The 18,987-nt window shown below is 61.4% G+C and carries 16 protein-coding genes; 12 read left to right on the top strand and 4 right to left on the bottom strand.

The annotated features are described in order from the left end of the window. Nucleotides 1-253: 253 nt before the first annotated feature. From mdlC to AB3K92_RS17200, 10 genes are all read left to right on the top strand, one after another. Nucleotides 254-1,843 (top strand): benzoylformate decarboxylase, encoded by a 1,590-nt coding sequence (gene mdlC, locus AB3K92_RS17245; protein WP_369465487.1) that lies wholly within the window; start codon nt 254-256, stop codon nt 1,841-1,843. A 55-nt stretch (nt 1,844-1,898) separates the two neighbouring features. Beyond that, a complete protein-coding gene (locus tag AB3K92_RS17240) occupies nt 1,899-3,350 on the top strand; it encodes an aldehyde dehydrogenase (protein ID WP_059553629.1) in 1,452 nt (483 codons plus the stop codon). A 141-nt stretch (nt 3,351-3,491) separates the two neighbouring features. Then, the gene (locus tag AB3K92_RS17235; protein WP_369465485.1) at nt 3,492-3,617 is read left to right on the top strand and encodes a hypothetical protein; all 126 of its coding nucleotides are present in this window, start codon (nt 3,492-3,494) and stop codon (nt 3,615-3,617) included. Beyond that, nucleotides 3,614-4,960, top strand: a complete 1,347-nt coding sequence (locus tag AB3K92_RS17230) for an MFS transporter (RefSeq protein ID WP_048022527.1) — start codon at nt 3,614-3,616, stop codon at nt 4,958-4,960. The genes AB3K92_RS17235 and AB3K92_RS17230 overlap by 4 nt, the downstream gene beginning before the upstream one ends. 114 nt (nt 4,961-5,074) lie before the next feature. Continuing rightward, nucleotides 5,075-6,247 (top strand): 4-hydroxybenzoate 3-monooxygenase, encoded by a 1,173-nt coding sequence (locus AB3K92_RS17225; RefSeq protein WP_059650339.1) that lies wholly within the window; start codon nt 5,075-5,077, stop codon nt 6,245-6,247. 124 nt (nt 6,248-6,371) lie between these two features. Beyond that, the gene (locus tag AB3K92_RS17220) at nt 6,372-7,532 is read left to right on the top strand and encodes an alpha-hydroxy-acid oxidizing protein (RefSeq protein ID WP_318828219.1); all 1,161 of its coding nucleotides are present in this window, start codon (nt 6,372-6,374) and stop codon (nt 7,530-7,532) included. Nucleotides 7,533-7,600: 68 nt separating this feature from the next. Then, entirely contained in the window at nt 7,601-8,560 is a 960-nt protein-coding gene (locus tag AB3K92_RS17215; RefSeq protein ID WP_162175278.1) for a helix-turn-helix domain-containing protein, read from the top strand. 152 nt (nt 8,561-8,712) lie between these two features. Next, nucleotides 8,713-9,765, top strand: coding sequence for a carbon-nitrogen hydrolase family protein (locus AB3K92_RS17210; protein WP_318828218.1), 1,053 nt, complete (start codon nt 8,713-8,715; stop codon nt 9,763-9,765). A gap of 133 nt (nt 9,766-9,898) precedes the next feature. Beyond that, entirely contained in the window at nt 9,899-11,131 is a 1,233-nt protein-coding gene (locus tag AB3K92_RS17205) for an MFS transporter (protein ID WP_205713781.1), read from the top strand. Nucleotides 11,132-11,501: 370 nt separating this feature from the next. Then, nucleotides 11,502-12,185, top strand: coding sequence for an ATP-binding cassette domain-containing protein (locus AB3K92_RS17200; protein WP_318828217.1), 684 nt, complete (start codon nt 11,502-11,504; stop codon nt 12,183-12,185). 63 nt (nt 12,186-12,248) lie between these two features. Here AB3K92_RS17200 and AB3K92_RS17195 read toward each other — a convergent pair whose 3' ends face one another. Continuing rightward, on the bottom strand, nt 12,249-12,986 hold the full coding sequence (locus AB3K92_RS17195; RefSeq protein ID WP_318828216.1) for a helix-turn-helix transcriptional regulator: 738 nt from the start codon (nt 12,984-12,986) through the stop codon (nt 12,249-12,251). 456 nt (nt 12,987-13,442) lie between these two features. On the opposite strand from AB3K92_RS17195, the gene AB3K92_RS17190 reads away from it, so the two are divergent. Continuing rightward, on the top strand, nt 13,443-14,501 hold the full coding sequence (locus tag AB3K92_RS17190; RefSeq protein WP_318828215.1) for a porin: 1,059 nt from the start codon (nt 13,443-13,445) through the stop codon (nt 14,499-14,501). A 345-nt stretch (nt 14,502-14,846) separates the two neighbouring features. On the opposite strand, the gene AB3K92_RS17185 is transcribed toward AB3K92_RS17190, so the two are convergent. Both AB3K92_RS17185 and AB3K92_RS17180 read right to left on the bottom strand, forming a co-directional pair. Beyond that, a complete protein-coding gene (locus AB3K92_RS17185) occupies nt 14,847-15,128 on the bottom strand; it encodes a hypothetical protein (RefSeq protein WP_048022521.1) in 282 nt (93 codons plus the stop codon). Between the two features lie 161 nt (nt 15,129-15,289). Beyond that, on the bottom strand, nt 15,290-16,210 hold the full coding sequence (locus AB3K92_RS17180) for a LysR family transcriptional regulator (protein WP_021156915.1): 921 nt from the start codon (nt 16,208-16,210) through the stop codon (nt 15,290-15,292). Nucleotides 16,211-16,712: 502 nt separating this feature from the next. On the opposite strand from AB3K92_RS17180, the gene AB3K92_RS17175 reads away from it, so the two are divergent. After that, nucleotides 16,713-17,735: a hypothetical protein gene (locus AB3K92_RS17175; RefSeq protein WP_124922631.1), complete on the top strand. Its 1,023-nt coding sequence runs from the start codon at nt 16,713-16,715 to the stop codon at nt 17,733-17,735. Nucleotides 17,736-18,125: 390 nt separating this feature from the next. Here the strand turns inward: AB3K92_RS17175 and AB3K92_RS17170 are convergent, their stop codons facing one another. Further along, nucleotides 18,126-18,872, bottom strand: coding sequence for a glucose 1-dehydrogenase (locus AB3K92_RS17170; RefSeq protein ID WP_059488155.1), 747 nt, complete (start codon nt 18,870-18,872; stop codon nt 18,126-18,128). Between the last annotated feature and the right edge of the window lie 115 nt (nt 18,873-18,987).

Here is an 18,987-nt window from a genome sequence, read left to right as displayed (position 1 = left end):
CGGCGCTAGGTGTCTTCCCTGAAAGGCACCGCCGCGTACGCTCGCGGCGGCTGCCGGAAAACCGGTGCTGGCGGCGCTCAGCCCCGCCCGGTAAGGCTTCCGGCCTGAATGGGCCGTCAGGCCACTCGGTGATGCCATGCTTAAATGTAATGACTTTGAGCATTATTGGCAATTTTCAAACAAGGTATCGAATCCCATACTGCGGCTCATCCAATCACCGCCAGCCCGAATGGCGAACCGCAGAGGATTCGAGATGCAACGAAACACAAGTGGGCAGCCGACCGTTCGCGATGCCGTCGTGGACTTGATGCGGCGCCTCGGCATGACGTCCGTGTTTGCCAATCCCGGCTCGACCGAACTGCCCATGTTCCGCGACTTCCCGGAGGATTTCCGGTACGTGCTGGGTTTGCAGGAAGCGGTCGTTGTCGGCATGGCGGACGGGTATGCCCAGGCGACCGGCAACGCCGCGCTGGTCAACCTGCATTCGGCGGCCGGCGTCGGCAACGCGATGGGCAACATCTTCACGGCGTTCAAGAACCGCACGCCGCTGATCGTGACCGCCGGCCAGCAGGCCCGCTCGATCCTGCCGTTCGACCCGTTTCTGTCGGCATCGCAGGCAACAGAGTTGCCGCGCCCCTACGTGAAATGGAGCATCGAACCGGCTCGTGCCGCGGATGTGCCGCTGGCGCTCGCCCGTGCGTACCACGTGGCGATGCAGGAGCCGCGTGGCCCGGTGTTCGTTTCCATTCCGGTCGACGACTGGGATCAACCGGCCGGCTTCGTCGAGGCGACACGGGTCAGCACCCGCTCCCGCCCCGATCCGGAACGGATCGCGGAGATCGGCGATGCGCTGGATCACTGCCAGCGGCCGGCCATCGTCGTCGGCGCGGAGCTCGATCGCGCCGATGCCTGGAGCGAGGTTATCCAGATTGCCGAGCGCCACAACGCGCGGGTTTATGTTGCGCCAATGTCGTCGCGCTGCAGCTTCCCTGAAGATCATCGGCTCTTCGCCGGATTCCTTCCGGCGATGCGCGAAAAAATCGTCCGGATTCTGCACGGGCATGACCTGATCTTCGTCGTCGGGGCGCCGGCGTTTGCGTATCACGTCGAAGGCAGTGGGCCGCATGTGCCTGACGGTGCGGCGTTGTACCAGCTCATCGACGATCCGGCCACCGCCGCGTGGACGCCGGTCGGCACGTCGGTGGTGGCGAACATTCGCCTGGGGCTTGCGGACCTGCTCGCCCGTCCGGCGCCGCGAGGCCGGCCGCTGCCGGCGCCTCGCGAGGCCGCCGAGCGCGCCGAGCCCACCGCGGTCATGTCGGTCGCCTACGCGTTGCAGACGCTGTCCGAGGTCCGCCGCGCTACCGATATCGTGGTCGAGGAGGCGCCCAGTTCGCGCCCCGTCATGCAACGTTATCTGCCGTTCACGCGCAGTCAGACGTTCTACACGATGGCAAGCGGCGGTCTGGGCTACGGCATGCCCGCCGCGGTAGGCGTCGCGTTGGCCAGACCCGGCAGCCGCGTGATCGGCCTCATCGGCGACGGCTCGGCGATGTATTCGCCGCAAGCGATCTATAGCGCGGTCCAGCTCGATCTTCCGATCACATTCGTAATCCTGAATAACTCGCGCTACGCCGCCTTGCAGGAATTCGCGCCCGTGTTCGGCTTCGCCGCATCGGATCCGGTACAGGGCACCGACCTGCCAGGGCTGGATTTCGTTTCCCTGGCCAACAGCATGGGGTGCGAAGGCGTTCGAGTGAGCGACGCGCTGTCGCTGAAGCCCGCGCTGGAAGACGCGTTGTCTTCGGGAAAAACACGCGTCGTCGAAATTGTCGTGGCCTGACCGCGAGCCGGTGATTCGGCAGGCCGGTTTTTCAAGAATATTCCAGGAGACGGTAATGAATCAGGTAACGATGTTGATCAACGGCGAGCGTGCGATGGCTCGCGACGGCGCGACATTCGAGCGCCGCAACCCGCTCGACGACACGGTTGCCTCGACGGCGCCGGCCGCGACTGTCGCCGATGCACAAGCGGCGGTGCATGCGGCGGCCGCCGCGTTTCCCGCATGGTCGGCGATGGGCCCCGGCGAGCGACGCGCTCTACTGAATCGGGCCGCGGATGCGCTCGAAGAAAAAGGCGACGCGTTCGCGCTGGCAATGGCAACCGAAACGGGCGCGTCCCGCCTGTGGGCGGATTTCAACGTCAAGCTTGCGGCCGACGGGCTGCGCGAAGCGGCTGCGATGATCACGCAGATTTCGGGCGAAGTGATTCCGTCCGATGTGCCCGGCAGTCTCGCACTGGGCGTTCGGCAGGCCGCCGGCGTCGTGCTCGGGATCGCGCCGTGGAACGCGCCCGTCATCCTGGGCGTGCGTGCGGTTGCGTTGCCGCTGGCGTGCGGCAATACCGTCGTGCTCAAGGGTTCCGAAATTTGCCCCGCGACCCACGGCCTCATCATCGAGGCATTGCAGGACGCGGGACTGCCGCGTGGCGTCGTGAACTTCGTCACGAACGCGCCGGCGAATGCCGGCGACATTGTCGAAGCGCTGATTGCCGAGCCTGCGGTCAGACGGGTGAACTTCACGGGTTCGACGCGCGTCGGCCGCATCATCGCGACCCAGTGCGCGAAGTATCTGAAGCCTTCGGTACTTGAACTCGGCGGAAAGGCGCCGTTTCTGGTGCTTCACGATGCCGATCTCGACGCCGCCGTGCAAGGCGCGGCATTCGGCGCGTTCGCCAATTCCGGCCAGATCTGCATGTCCACCGAACGCATCGTCGTCGACACGGCGATCGCCGATGAATTCGTCGCGCGTCTGGCCGAGAAGGCGAAGAGCCTGCCGCTTGGCGATCCGAGAAAGGGCCCGGCCGTCCTCGGCTCCGTCGTGGACATGGCGACCGTCAGGCGATGCAACGACCTGATCGACGACGCGCTGGCGAAAGGCGCGACCCTGGTGTGCGGCGGGAAATCCGAGACCACGCTGATGCCGGCCACGTTGCTCGATCACGTGACGGCGGACATGCATATCTACCGGGAGGAGTCGTTCGGGCCAGTCAAGGCGATCGTCCGCGTCGATGGAGACGACGAGGCCATCGCATGCGCAAACGACAATGAATATGGTCTGTCGGCGGCGGTCTTCAGCCGTGATGTCGCGCGTGCGTTGACGGTAGCGAAGCGGATCGAGTCCGGGCTTTGCCACGTCAATGGGCCGACGGTTCACGACGAGGCGCAGATGCCGTTTGGCGGGATGAAGTCCAGTGGTTTCGGGCATTTCGGCGGCAAAGCCGGAGTCGCGGAATTTACCGATTTGCGCTGGATCACCGTGCAAACGACGCCTCGTCACTATCCGTTCTGATCGTTGCCGCGGTCAGCGCGCGTGATGCTCGCCATGGATGCGATGGGCTTCCGGATGGTGGGCACGAACACAATAACAACCCGATACCGTTGAGATGCCTTCGCTCCTGGAACGACGAGCGATCGGCTTAAGGAGACTGCAATGCCTGTCATCAATTTCGAGTCGTCGCTCGATCGCACCTGGTTCGAGTCCGAACGTCACGCCGGAAAACGAATTGCTCAGGACTGCGATTCGGACTTCGCCGGCCGGGCCGGGAGCGCGAAATGAACGATCGTAATCCGCGTCTGCCGACCGTAGATATCGGCCGCACCCTCGACGATGGGCCGTTCTCGGCGTTCCAGCGAACGGTCGTCCTGCTCGCCGCGCTTGCGATCGTGATGGATGGATTCGATGGGCAACTCATCGGGTTCGCCATTCCCAGCCTGATCAAGGAATGGGGCATCACGCGCAACGCATTTGCGCCCGCCGTTGCCGCCGGCCTCGTCGGCATGGGCATCGGCAGCGCGTTCGCCGGGCTGTTCGCGGACAGGTTCGGTCGGCGCTGGGCGATCATCGGGAGCGTGCTGGTATTTGGCCTGGCGACGAGCTCGATCGCGCTGTCGCCGGACGTCACGACCATTGCGATCCTGCGCTTTTTCGCGGGATTGGGTATCGGCGGCGCACTGCCGAGCGCGACGACCATGACGGCGGAATTTACGCCTGCTCGCCGGCGGACGCTCGCCGTGACCGCAACCATCGTGTGCGTACCGCTGGGTGGCATGCTTGCGGGGCTGTTCGCGAGTGTCGTGCTTCCGCATTACGGCTGGCGCGGGCTCTTTCTGATTGGCGGCACGCTTCCCGTCGCACTGGCGCTCCTGCTGTATTTCGTCATGCCGGAATCGCCACGTTATCTTGCGCGTCATCAGGAACGCTGGAACGAACTGCGTCACCTGTTGACCCGCATGTCCCGCTCGGTTCAGCCGGACGCCGTGTTCGCCGATCAGAAGGAACAGAAAGCGGTACAGCGTCCAGGCTTTCGTGCGCTGTTCGCGGACGGTCAAGGCCGCGACACGATTGCAATCTGGGTCGCTTTCTTCATGAACCTGATCGCGGTCTACAGCGCATTCAGCTGGCTGCCGACGATGCTTGCAGGGGAGGGGCTCAGCCCTTCGGTGGCGGGTTCGGGTCTTACCGCCTACAACCTGGGCGGCGTATTCGGCGCAATAAGCTGCGCGGTGGCAATCGGTCGGTTCGGATCACGCTGGCCTTTGCTCGTCTGTTGCCTGATGGCGTGCGCGAGCGCACTTTTCCTGCGCGGTCTCGACGTCTCTGCCCACACGACGTTGCTCGTGTTCGGAATCGGGTTGCACGGTCTGTTCGTGAACGCGGTTCAGTCGACGATGTATGCCCTTTGCGCGTATGTCTATCCCACCGAGATTCGCGCGACCGGGACCGCATCCGCGCTCGCGTTTGGGCGGCTCGGCGCGATTCTCAGCGCGTTTGCGGGGGCCTTCGTGATCACGCAGGGTGGAGCGTCTGCGTACCTGGGCATGCTGGGCGCCGCGATGGCGATGGTGTTCATCTGCCTGATGATCGTGCGTCGCCATATTCCGCCCATCAAGGGCGCTTGAGATCAGTGTCGAGGGCGACGTAGGTTACGCGCTCCGCGCAGAGCACGTAACGGCGTCGCTCATGTTCAACCGAATGACGGAAAGCGTCTGACAGTACCTTCAGTTGGAGATAGCATGCGCACTCAAGTAGGCATTATTGGCGCCGGTCCTGCCGGCCTCCTTCTTTCTCATCTTTTGCATCTGAAGGGTATCGAGTCCGTCGTGCTCGAAACCCGCGGACGCGAGCAGATCGAATCGACGATCAGGGCGGGTGTACTCGAGCAGGGGACGATGGACCTGCTTGAAGCGTCCGGTGTCGGTGAACGAATGAAGGCGGAAGGGGCGTTGCATCACGGCTTTGAACTCGCGTTCGACGGAAAGCGGCGGCGCATCGACCTCAAGGCGTTGACCGGGCGGGCCATCACCGTCTATGCGCAGCACGAAGTCATCAAGGATCTGGTGGCGGCTCGCGTTGCTGCGGGCGGCTCTATCCTGTTTGGTGTCGCGGATGTCTCGCTTCACGACATCGACACGTCGGCCCCGTCGATACGGTTCGTGCATCAAGGGCAATCGCATACGCTGGACTGTGATTTCGTGATCGGATGCGACGGTTCGCAAGGGGTGTCCCGTTCGGCGATTCCCGAGAGCGTTCGGCGTGATTTCGAGCGCGTCTATCCGTTCGGTTGGTTCGGCATTCTGGTCGAAGGTGCGCCGTCCGCGGACGAACTGATCTATGCACGTCATGATCGTGGTTTTGCATTGGTCAGCACTCGTTCGCCGACAGTTCAGCGCATGTATTTCCAGTGCGACCCGAAAGATTCAGTCGACAACTGGTCCGACGACCGGATCTGGGCCGAAATGCATGCACGTGTCGACTCCGCCGATGGTCAATGCGTTGTCGACGGGAAGATTTTTCAGAAGAATATCGTCGGCATGAGGAGCTTCGTCTCGACGACGATGCAGCACGGCCGACTGTTTCTTGCCGGCGACGCCGCTCATATCGTTCCTCCTACCGGAGCAAAAGGTCTCAACCTGGCAGTCTCCGACGTACGGATCCTGAGCAGCGGACTCGACGCGTATTACCGGACCGGCGATGAAGCGCAACTCGCTTCGTACAGTGAGCTTGCGCTGAAGCGGATCTGGCGCGCCGAGCATTTCTCCTACTGGATGACCCGCATGATGCATCGCCTCGACGATGCCTCGCCGTTCGAGCAGCAGTTGCAGGTCGCCGAGCTCGAGCACGTGACCACGTCCGAGACTGCGGCGAGGTCCATGGCGGAAAACTATGTCGGTAGCGTGGTCGTCTAGCTTTCGACTTTGCGTCGTTACTCGGCTGTCGTCGGCATCGAACGGTCGAGAGAGACGCGCGAAACCGGCATGCAGCGCGCCTCGAACTTTTCGCATCACGATTCAATCTGACAGTACCTCAATCATGACAACAGGATTTCCCGGCATTTTCTCCGTCAGCGACTATCGTGACGCAGCCAGACGGCGGCTGCCACGCATGGTGTTCGACTATCTGGAAGGCGCGGCGGACGATGAGTCGGGATTGACGCATAACCGTTCGGCGTTCGACGGATTGCAGTTGTTGCCGCGCCGGCTGTCGGATGTCAGCACGCGAGCGCAGTCGGTGACGCTCTTGGGCCGGCGGATTCCATTACCGCTGGTGATCGCGCCGACGGGCCTCAACAGCGCGTTCTGGCCCAAGGGCGACCTCGCGCTTGCGCGCGCGGCGGGCAAGGCCGGTATTCCGTTTGCGCTATCGACGGCTTCCAACATGTCCATCGAAGAGGTGGCGAAAGGGGCCGACGGAGAACTGTGGTTTCAGCTGTACGTCGTTCATCGCAACCTCGCGAAGAGCCTGGTCAATCGTGCCCGCTCGGCGCGTTATTCGACCCTGATCCTTACCACCGATGTCGCGGTCAACGGCTTTCGCCGACGCGATCTTCGCAACGGCTTTGCGATGCCGTTCAAGGCCAGTGCACGTGCGATCGTCGACGGACTGTCGCACCCGCGCTGGCTTTGGTCTTACCTGATGAACGGCATGCCGGAGCTGAGGAATTTCGCGACGGACGATGCATCGGACACGGCCTCGCAGGCCGCGATCCTGCGCCGGCAGATGGATGCGAGTTTCGGTTGGGACGACCTGCGCCGTCTGCGGGACGAATGGCCGGGCAAACTCCTCGTCAAGGGCATCGTGACGGCCGACGATGCCGCGCGGTGTGTCGCGCTCGGCGCGGACGGCGTCATCGTTTCGAACCACGGCGGCAGGCAACTCGCCGACCTGCCGGCGACAGCCGACGTGCTGCCGGACATCGTCGAGCGCATCGCGGGCGCGACGGTCATGCTCGACAGCGGCATACGGACGGGGGCCGACGTCGTCAAGGCGATCGCGCTGGGGGCCCAAGCCGTGATGCTGGGGCGCGCTACGTTATACGGGTTGGCGGCCAGAGGGGAAGCCGGCGTGAGCGACGTCATCGAGATGATCAAACGGGAAACTGACCGGACGCTTGCCCTCATCGGTTGTCGCTCGGTGGAGGCGCTCGATCGCAGCTACGTTTCGAAGCGGCCGTCCTGGGGTATTGCGCATTGACGCCGGATTTTGGATGCGCAATGGTCCGCGATAACGCTCTCGCGTATCTGCCACCGGAACCTCGTGCCATGAATCAAGTGACGACCACGGATCATTACCATCGTGACGACAGGCTTCTCGCATGGTCGGATCAGGTTCGGGCCAGTTGCGTCCCGATGGTTTTCAGGACCGAATCCGGGCAGGGATTTCATGGCGAGATTTCCAGCGTGGACACCGACGGCGTGTGTGTGTCGCGGATCTCGGCGGTCGATCACGTCGCGGCACATGACTGGGACGAAGTGCGGCGCACGGCGGACGACTACCTGCTCGTGTCGATCCAGACCGAAGGGCGAGGCGCGATCGAGCAGGATGCCCGCACCGCGTTCGTCGGCCCCGACGACATGGTGCTGTTCGATTCGTCGCGCAGTTTCGTCTGGCATTTCTCCGGACAGCATTACACGATCCGCTTTCCCCGCAAGGCACTGGAGAAATGGGTGCCGTGCGGCCGGCAGCACACCGCGGTGAGGATTCCCGCGGCCACCGGGGTACGCCGGATCGCGGCGGACCATATCGCGTCCCTGCACCGGGCGCTTTCGGCGGACGAAGGCGCCATGACCGGTTGCGAGCGGCTTGGCGATGTGTCCGCGAACCTGGTCGCGCTGGCGTTGGCGGATTATTTCAACACGGTTTCGCTGCCCAAATCCAACGTGAAAGAGATGCATCTGCTTCGCGCACGTGCATTGATCCATGACCGTATTCGCGAACCGGAACTCGGACCCGAACAGATCGCCGACGAACTGGGGGTATCGAGCCGTTATCTTTACCGGCTGTTTGCCGAGGTCGGAGAGTCGATCGGCGAGATCATCTCTACGGCCCGACTCGACGGGTGCGGCGAGTGGCTTCGGCAACGCGCGTACGCTAACCGCTCGATTACCGATATTGCGATGGCTTGGGGTTTCAATAATGCATCGCATTTCAGTCGCACGTTTCGACGTCGCTTCGGCATGTCCGCGCGCGACTACCGTGCGACGCATCGCGACGTTGGTTGAATCGCCCCTGAGCGGGCCGCGCGATAATCCCGCCGGCTGGCAGCATAAGTAAAAATCCTGTTCTGTCAGAGTCAAGCGTCCGCCATATTGGCCCCGGACACTTCCTCTACAACGTTGCGGGCGTCCCGTCCCGCGAGTCGTGGAGGAGTATCTTGGCTCTCAACCATCCCCAATATAAGGCGGCTGTCGTGCAGGCCGCCCCGGCGTTCCTCGATCTTCAGGCCGGAATCGAAAAGTCCATCCGCCTGATTGAAGAGGCGGCGCAGGCCGGCGCCGCCCTGATCGCCTTTCCCGAAGTGTGGCTGCCCGGCTACCCGTTCTACATCTGGCTCGGCACCCCGGCCTGGTATATGAGCAAGGGCTATGTTCAGCGCTACTTCGACAATTCGCTGAGCTACGACAGTCCGGAAGCCGATGCGCTGAGGGACGCAGCGAGGAAAAACCGCATCACGGTCGTGATGGGCCTCTCGGAGCGCAAGGGCCATTCGTTATATATCTCCCAATGGATCATCGGCCCCGACGGCGAAACCCTGCTGCAACGACAGAAACTCAAGCCCACCCACCTCGAACGGACGGTCTTCGGTGACGGGGAGGGCAGCGGCCTGACCGTGATCGACAGTCCGTTGGGCAAGCTCGGCGCGCTGTGTTGTGCCGAACACGTGCAGCCTTTGACCAAAGCCGCCATGTACGCGCAAGGCGAACAGGTCCACGTTGCCGCGTGGCCGAGCTTTTCCCTCTATGAATTCGCCAGCGCATTGAGCTACCAGGTGAACAACGCGGTTTCGCGGACCTATGCCGTCGAAGGCGGATGCTTCGTCCTCGCGCCGTCGACAGTCGTCACCGAGGAGATGGTCGAGCATCTTTGCGACACCGAGGACAAACGTCAGCTGTTGCGGGCGGGCGGTGGCCATAGCGTTGGCTACGGGCCCGACGGGGCGGAGCTGTTCGACAAGATCGACGAAACCGCGGAAGGCTTGCTCTACGCCAATATCGATCTCGGCACGCAATCGCTGTCGAAGTGCGTTTTCGATCCTGTGGGGCATTACTCGCGGCCCGACGTGCTGCGATTGCTGATCGACCGGCGACCGCGCCCCCCTGTCGCCGAGATACTCGACAGAACGCCGGTGGAGACGGCCGCCGATGATCCCGCTTCATCGGACGGCGGCTGCCCGTCCGGGTTGGCGGGAAGCGGCGGAGATCGGTAGCGGGACCATCGGGCTCGCCATGTCGTTCCGTGGCGGGCTGGTCGGAGGGTTTCGTTTCGCGGCCGGGTAGGCCTGGCGGTTTTTCTTCGAAACAACGGTCATTCAGTCACGACGATATAGTTAGGATGGCGATATGAAATACAAGGAAGGCGGAAACTACGAATGGAAGATGGTCATCTTTCTTGCGGTGCTGTTCGGCATCGTGGGTCTCGACCGTCTGGTCATCGTGTACCTGTTCCCGGTTCTGCTGCCGGAACTGAAACTGAACAACACGCAGGCAGGCGCCATCGCCTCGGTGCTTGCGTTGACCTGGGCCATTTCGACATGGGTGCTCGGAAGCCTGTCCGACCGCCACGGGCGTCGCAAGATTCTGCTCGGGTCTTCGATTTTCTTCTCGGTGATGACATCCTTCACCGGGGTCGCCAAGTCGTTCCACAGCATGCTGCTCGTGCGCGGCCTCCTTGGCGTCGGAGAGGGGGGCGTCTTCAGTGCCAGCGTCGCGACCATCGATGAAATATCGACACCGCGTCGGCGCGGCTTGAATCTGGGCATCCATCAGTCGTTCTTTCCCCTTCTGGGTATCGGCCTGGGACCGATTATCGCTACCCAGCTCGTGATGCATATGCGCTGGGAGTGGGTGTTTTTCGTTCTCGGTATCCCGGGGCTTCTGCTGACGTTCCTGATCGGCAAGACCATGCGAAAGCCGGAGGCAAGTCGAGATAAACAGGCGCGATCGGCATCGGCCAGCCCCTTGACCGTGCTGAGATACAAGAACATCTGGTTGACCACGGTCATCGGCTCCCTTTTCCAGACGGGCCTGTTCGTTTTCTCGACGTTTGTCGCGCTCTATCTGACCAAGGTAGTGGGCCTCAGCCTCGGCACGGTCGGCCTGATCATCTCCGGATGGGGTTTCGGCGGATTTATCGGGATGATCGCCGTTCCGGCGATGTCCGATCGGCTTGGTCGGCGTATCGTGCTCGTCGTTTCCGCGGCTTGCTACGGAATCCTGATGTTGGCGTTCGTTCTTTGTCACGCGTCTCCGATCGTCATGTTCTGCAACCTCTTTGCCGCCGGAATTTGCGGCTTCGGCATCGCACCGCTCTTTCTTGCCGTGATTCCCTGCGAATCCGTGCCGTCCACGCTGACCGGCTCCGCCGTAGGCGTTCCCACCGCTGTCAGCGAACTCATCGGTGGGGTCCTGATGCCGGTGGTGGCAGGCGGGCTTGCCGACACATTCGGTCTTGGTTATCCGATGCTGATCGTCGGGGGCGTGTCGTTGGTTAGTGCGCTCGTGGGGATGTTTCTCGAGGAAACGGTGCCCACCGCGACCTCGAAGCGTTCAGTCTCGAACATGGACGCGGTCTGAACGTCTGGAGAAGTGTCGGTGGATTTCAGGCCTTTGCGGGGAATCGCGCGATCCAGGCCGCTGACGGCGGCCTGGAGGCGGATTCGGGGGCGGTAAGGCGACGTTGCGAGGGTTGACAGCGTCGTCAATTCTAACGATGCGATACAAAAAAGCGGGCGCGCATTCTACGAAGACCAAAACGTAAGAGAGACGTAGATGCCAACCCTTCCGCAGCTTTCAGTCGTCGACGCAAAAGATGCGATTGATCGGCGCGAGATCTCCTGCCTGGAATACGTTCAGGCTCTGGTGGATCAACAGGCATCAAGATGTCGGAAGACGTCAAGGCCGTCTACTCGGGAGGAAGAAAATGAGCGAGCGGCGGGGAGAAGCAATGCTGATGTTTTCGTCGATCGTCGCGGGCTACGGCGACACGATGGTACTCAAGGGGATCAGCGGCGAGGTGGCCGCGGGTAGCGTCCGGGGCGTATTCGGCCGCAACGGCGTGGGCAAGTCGACGCTCATGCGCGCTTTGGCCGGCGTCATCCAGCCAGCGTCCGGTACGGTCACTGTCAACGGCGGCGAAGTGGGCAACGTGCCGTCGCATCAACGGCGACGTCTGGGGGTGAGCTATGTGCCGCAGGAGCGGGTCGTCTTCGACAATTTGAGCGTCGCGGACAACCTGACACTCGGATTCAAGACCCGAAGCCTGGACGCATACGACGATCTGTTCCGGGTTTTTCCGCGGCTGAAGGAACGCTTGTTCCAACCGGCCGGGAAGTTGAGCGGTGGTGAAAAGAAGCTGCTTTCCTTCGCCAGGATCATCGCGGAGCGTTCGCCGCTCACGCTGATCGACGAGCCGTCGGAAGGTGTTCAGCAGGAGAACCTGGAGCGGATGGCATCCGTGATCCGGTCTCGAATCGAGGAAGGCGCGGCGTTCGTGGTCGTCGAACAGAACCTGACGTTTCTCACGTCGATCGCCGACCATTTCATCGGTCTGGATCATGGAGAGGTCGTGCTGTCGGGCGACTCGATCGATGTGTCGCGCGACCGGCTCGAAGCGGTACTGGCGGTTTAGTCTCTTGTATCGGACGATTCGCCGCGTCGCGCGTACGTGGCCGTCGATCGCGCCGTTCAATCGTCATGACGGCAGGGGCGTTCCGGCCGCGGCGACGGAGGCAGCAAGCTCCGCGCGGTTGGAGAATCCCTTCTTGTCCATGATCCGCCGCAAATGGGTGCGCACGGTCGACAGGCTGACGCAGAGAAGGCGGCCGATATCCTGATCGGTACAACCCTTTGCGACCAGCTGGGCGATCTCGCTCTCACGGTCCGTGAGCCCTGTCGCGCTGCCTGCCCGGCGTTTGATCGCGCGGCAAAGGAACGGCTCGATCGCATCGAGCACGAGTTTGTCGCGCATCTCGAACTCAGGCCGATTCCTCGTTCGCCAGATTCTCAGGTCGCTGAGCTGGCGTTCGCCGTCGAAGACAAACACGTTGATCCCGTGATGCAAACCGTCGTGCGCGAGAAACTCGTTGTAGAACTCGCTATTCTCCAGGGCAGGCCGGTCCATCACTTCTTCCACCAACGTGGCCCTGCGCCGCTTGCAGAGTTGCGCCGTCATCGGGTCATTGTGCTGGTACCAGCTCGTGTAGCGACGCACGTGATCCGAGTCGACATTGACTGCAATCGGGTCGGCGTACATCCCTTTTTCGGCATCCCAGTTGTAGGAGACGCAGAAATCGGATCGCAGCAGCCGGGTCAAGTCTGACAAAACGACACGCCTGACATCCACGATCGGCCCGAGCTCCTCGAGCCGCCCGATGATGTCACCGAAAAGTCGGAGTTCGTCGAGCGTGAGATCGTGAACTTGTGGCTTCAAGGGTGCCTCATCGGTAGGTGGAATCGGGAGACAGCATGCGCAACAGCCTCGAAAGACTGGTTCGCATTACACATCAAGCATAGCAGGGCAAAAAATCCCGATCAGCAACGAACTGCACTGCCATTGCCTGTCCGTTGTATTCATGCCGCAGTCAGGTCCACTGCCTATTGCAGATCGGAAGGGGTGTTCGCGAGGGCGCCTGAATTTCTTGAGCGCGGGCTCAGGTCAAGTTTTCCCTGTCGATATTTCTAACGATGGGGCTCAAAAAACGGTGCTCATAGAGTAGACGCGCAGTGGGAAGCGGACGTGCTGAGGCCGTTCGTTGTAGCGAGGCAAGCTGGAGGATTACCCGGACACGCCTGCCCATTGACCAAACGATTCCGATGCATTTCCAGCGGGACGTTTTCCTCAGTCATTTTCGTCAACGAAAGCTACGCATAAAATTAGGAAAGCGATATGAATACGGTCATCAAGCGAAGCATGGTGGTGTGCGCCGCGGTCGGATGCGGCGTGGCACATGCACAGTCCTCAGTGACGCTGTACGGGCTGGTGGATGCGGGTATTACGTACACGAACAATGCGACATCGAGCACCGGACATGGCGCGCTCGTGCAGTTTGCGTCCGGGTCTTCGCAGGGAGATCGCTGGGGGCTGACGGGTAAAGAGGACCTGGGTGGCGGGCTCAAGGCGATCTTCACGCTCGAAAGCGGCTTTCAACTTTCCAACGGGGCCCTGGCGCAAAGCGGGCTCCTGTTCAATCGTGCAGCCTTCGTCGGCGTTGACGGGCGGTTCGGGACGCTGACGCTCGGGCGGCAATACGACTTCATCGGCGATATCTTTCCGGCGTACTCGATTGCGGGAAATACGGCAGCGGGGATCCTCGCGTGGGGCATTCCGGCGTATGCGGCTGGCGGCTATACGCTGGACAACCGGCTGTGGGGCGACAATGTCAATAACTCGGTGAAGTATCTTTCGCCGACGATTTCGGGCTTCAGTGTCGGGGCGATGTACGGTTTCGGCAACGTCGCCGGCTCGTTGGGCACCAACAGCTCGATGAACTTTCTGCTGAACTACAGCCAAGGCGGGCTCGCCGCATCGCTGTCGTATTTCAAGCAGCATAACGCGACGACTTCAGCGAATTTGACCGAATACGCCGGCGGTGCAACCTACAGCCTGGGGAAAGCGCAGATTTTTGCTGTCGTGACCGATGTTCAGTTGAGCAGCGGCACCCAGGCTCGGGCGCTGACCTACGACGGTGGCATGACTTACTTCGTCAAGCCCGATATTTCGCTTGGAGCAGGGTTCCAGTTCCAACAGCGCAACAACGGCGTCGGCAGCGCGAACCAGGTGACCATCGGGGCGGATTACTTCATTTCCAAGCGAACGGACGTGTATTTCGTCGGGGCGCTCGCGCACGATCATGCACACGGCGCGCAAATCGAAGCAGCGCTCGGATCACCGTCCAGCACGAGTTTTCAGACTGCGGCACGGATCGGCATTCGGCACAAGTTCTAACTCTATCGAGTGAAAACTGCATGTATATCGTGTATTGGGTTGGGCAACGCAGGTGATTCCCTGCGGCCGTCGACGCCGGCCGCAGGGATCGACATCCCTTTGTCGGAGTCAACGCTGAGGCTTGCCTCGTTGCGGGCATCACGCGTTCAGCATATTTACAAGTTACCGCTGCGTTGGCCGATCTATCTGAGATTCGCTTGTCTCGACTCGATTCCCATCTTCAATTGCGGCGAAATCCATATTCTCGCAACCCAAACAAGGCAAAGATCGCCTGAACTTTACTAGACTCCGGTTGGCCCTGTTTGCAGGGGGCAGGTCAGCATCACCAAATGATCCAGTTAGGTCCTAACTGGGGAAACGCATCAAGGTCGTGCGCAGCCGTTTCAGCAGCTCTGGGTCGCGGATGCAATCGACCGCCGTGAGATCGTCCATCGCAGGCACCTTCTCGTGGATCCACTTGCCGTAGCCCGGGCCGACGACTTCATAGATGACTGTCGCGAGGTCGATGTCACCATTGAGTGATTGCGCGAGATCCCTGACTTCTTGCCTGGATTTTGAATTGCCGAATACGGCAACGAACCGTTGCCAACTCGCGTCACCGGGATAGTACTTTTCCAGCTGATGCATATCACCATCCTGCAAACGAAATTAAGTTGACTCCGTCCGGGTTCCGAGCAGATGGCGCCTGGACCGGCCAGCCTTTCGTAGACATCTTCGAGCCATAATTTATGGCCTCCTGTCCTCCCCATCCGGCGAGTCGGCGCCGAGGTGCGAGACGGGCATCTGCTTCAGGTAGCGATGCGGCCCGCGCTGAAAAGCCTGGATATCAGATCGACCTGATCCAGTTGTTCGATCCACCATCTCGACGCACGCCCTGTCTTATCCTCGCGCCAGCCGAGGTAGCAGTTCGTGTGCGACCGCACGCCTGTTACCTGGCACTCCACGAGCTTGCCCTGGCGTATCAACTCCTCGGCGACGGGCGCGGGCAGCATGCCGACGGCCATGCCTTCGCAAAGGAGGTCGATTTTGGCGGCCAGGTTCGGTACGACGATGACCGGTTGTCCGTCACGAATGGCCACCGATCTCGGCTCGAGGTCACGCGACGTATCGCTGATGATGACGCCGCGGTGACTTGAAATTGTGCCGCTGTCGAGTGGCTTTTCGTTCACGGCAAGCGGATGATCAGGCGCCACGACGAAAGCGTGACGTAACAGGCCGATGGGCCTTGCTGCAATGTTGGGCGCGTGTGGCGGCTCTCCCGCGGCGCCGATCGCGATATCCGCACGCCCCGTCACGAGCGCGTCCCATACGCCGCCGAGCACTTCGGTCGATAAACGGAGCCGTGTCGTCATATTCAGTTCGTAGAAAGCACGCACGTACGGCCATAACGAAGGCAACGGAAGTATTTCGTCGACGCACAGCCTGAGCTCAGCCTCCCAACCCGCATGGACACTTCGAACCTTGCTCTCCAGATTCTGCCCGGCTCGCAGCAAACGACGACCGTCCTCGACGAGCAGTTGCCCAGCCTCCGTCAGCTGCGCACGCCGGCCGTTGCGATCAAACAGGGCGACGCCAAGATCAGCCTCTGTCTTTTTCACCAGGTAAGTCAGTGCAGACGGTACGCGATGAAGCAGCGAGGCCGCTTCCGCGAACGTGCCGGTCCGGTCTATGGCATCGAGCACTTCGAGAACTTCAAATGACAATTTCAAAGCGATGACCTGTTAGATACGCCTCTGATGATCGACGCAGGGCTTGGGGTGCCGCTTGGTCGAGACTTCCCGCGCGGCTGCGGCTACTTGGCACGCTCGCCGTCGTGGCGCAGGCGGCTGCGGGGGGCGCCATTTTGGCAGCCGCCAAGACGCTTTGCCACTGGTTCCTCAAATCACGCACGTCAGCCTGGCTGGACTTTGGGGGCATCGATACGAGGTGTTCAGGGGCGAAAGCGTCGGGCACAAGTCTATCAATGCCGGAGTTCAATCCGTTCGGATTCGAAGGGCGGTAGCAGGGTGGCGAATGTCTGGCGCTATTCAGCCAGTTACGGACATCCGCCATTACGCCCTACATCGCCGACAATTCGACCTGCAACGAACACCATTCGTGACAGTTTTTGGCAGTCTCGCCCGCGATTGCGACTAATCATTTCTGGGGCCGAGTTAGAGTCATACCATTTCATGGCAAAAGACACAGTCACTTCACCAAGAGAGTTCCGAGATGGCTTTGTATGACAATTTTTCCGAATGGCAGCATGCATCGCCTTCTCAACGAGAGCGCGCATCGTACGAACTTGCACAAGGTTTGCCCACCGGGTTTGCTTTCGACGCGGTTCGCTCATTCGAGCTCGCGGGCCGACAATGTGAAATAGCTCAGTTCACTCTAGGGACAGCACGTTTCTCGCTAATTCCGGGCAACACCGTCCAATTAGGCTTTGATGTAGCCAATTGGACACCGACACCCGACATGATCGAAAGCTGGCGGGATACCGCTCAGGAATACGGCATCGAAGAATCGTTGCACGATTATGTCGACGCCCGTACCAGCGAGATCAGGACCGCAACAGTGGCTCCGCTACTGGTCGAAAATCAATACGCGGAGGTGGGCTGGCGGCAGATCGATTCCTCAGATGCAGAAGTGCAGGCGCTGTTGCAGCAGCATCCGCGCGGCGTGACCAGCTTCGGTGACGTCACCACCCGTGTGACAGTCACCGATAGCGGTCACATCATCGCTGAACGGGCCGATGAGAACGACCTGTCACATGCGGCAATTGCGACGAACTTCATCGAAGCGGGATTTCGTCTGCCGACTCCGGACGAATGGGAATATCTCTGCGGTACTGGCGCGACCACGCTGTTTCGGTGGGGCGATCATGTGCCCTGCGATCGCTATCCAACCGACATCAGCCCCGAGGAAGCCACGTGGCGACGCCAGTGGGCTCTCTCCTCCGGCCAGCTTGAACGGCCAGAGGCTGGCTTTCGTCGTGACTGGGAATTCCATCGCGTCGCGAACGCATTCGGTCTGCACATTGCCTCCGATCCGTACAAGATGGAGTTGACGACCCAGCCGGGACTGACGTTCGGCGGCGACGGTGGGGGCGCCATCTGCGGCGGAACAGGCTTTCTGTCAGGCTGGCTACCGCTGGCAAGTGCATGGAACGATCCCGATGTCTGTCAACATGCACCTGATGTGGAAATTTCGCTTGGTTATACCGTTGCCCGGCGCGTTTTGCCTTTGACATGAATCCCGCTTGGGCAGTTGGCAATGCAGCATGCGTCTGGATAAAGCGTACGTGCGTTGAGTGGGCAAATAGAAAGTTGAAGCTTTAAGCCGCGATTCGAATGGCTGCTTTGTGGCGGCAGGGCAATACGGAGCATGATGTCGAGCTGGCGATCGCAAACGGCTCGTCGCACCGGCGTCCGCCGGTTTGCAGCGTGGCGGCGAGCAGCGACCCGCGCATGCGGGTCACGCTTCTGGAAGTGTGGGCATCGTCGTTTCGTTTCAGCGACTGCAGTCGTCACGCTTCGATTTCACGCGGCAACCCACTGAACCGCGGGCGATCCGGAACGACCGTCACATTTCTGTTTGTCGATGTCGAGGCCGACCGTACGCCCGCGGTTTCGCGAACCTGCGTCAGCGCATGCCGCCACTGGCGACGATGTGCTCGCCCGTCAGCCACTTTGCGTCGTCGGAGGCGAGGAAAACCGCAATCGATGCGACGTCGTCCGGTCTGCCCACGCGCCCGAGCGGCGTCTGGCTGACCGCCGAATGCTCGAACTCCGACCCGATCACCCCGGCGCTTTGCGCGCCTTCGGTCACGATCACGCCCGGATTGATCGTGTTCACGCGAATACCGCGCGGCCCGAGTTCACGTGCGAGCGCGCCCGTGATGGAATCCACTGCGCCTTTCGTGCCGCTGTAGACGGCGGTCGTCGCCGGTGTGAGCGTCGAGACGACCGAGCTGACATTGATGATGCTGGCGCCTTCGCTGAGGTGCTGGACGGCGGCCTGTGTCGTGAGCAAGACCCCGAGCACGTTGATGTCGAACTGCCTGCGGTATTGCGCTTCCGTGAACGCTTCGATCGGTGCGAACTCGTAGACGCCCGAGTTGTTGACGAGGATGTCGAGGCGGCCATACGTTTCGATCGCCGCATCGACGATGCCTTTCGCGTCGGCCGCCTTCGACACGTCGCCGCCCACGGCAACGGCTTTCCCACCGGCCGTGGTGATGGCGGACACGACGTCGTCCGCGCCGGCCTTGCTGCTTGCGTAGTTCACGACGACCGACGCGCCGTCTGCCGCGAGCGCCTTGGCGATGGCGGCACCGATACCCTTCGATGCACCGGTTACAACAGCCACTTTCCCTGCAAGCTTGCCCATGATGTTCACCTCAGTGTGAATGATTCCGTTGATGGACACCGGCCTGCCGTCTCGCACGATGCGATCGCCGGTGTTTTCTGCCTGTGCGGACCAGCATGCGGTCGCGATCGGTTGG

The sequence above is a fragment of the Burkholderia sp. Bmkn7 genome, assembly GCF_041103175.1.
Taxonomy (GTDB): Bacteria; Pseudomonadota; Gammaproteobacteria; order Burkholderiales; family Burkholderiaceae; genus Burkholderia; species Burkholderia cepacia.
The sequence above is the reverse complement of the archived record's forward strand: the minus strand, read 5'-3'. Positions and strand labels throughout refer to the sequence as shown.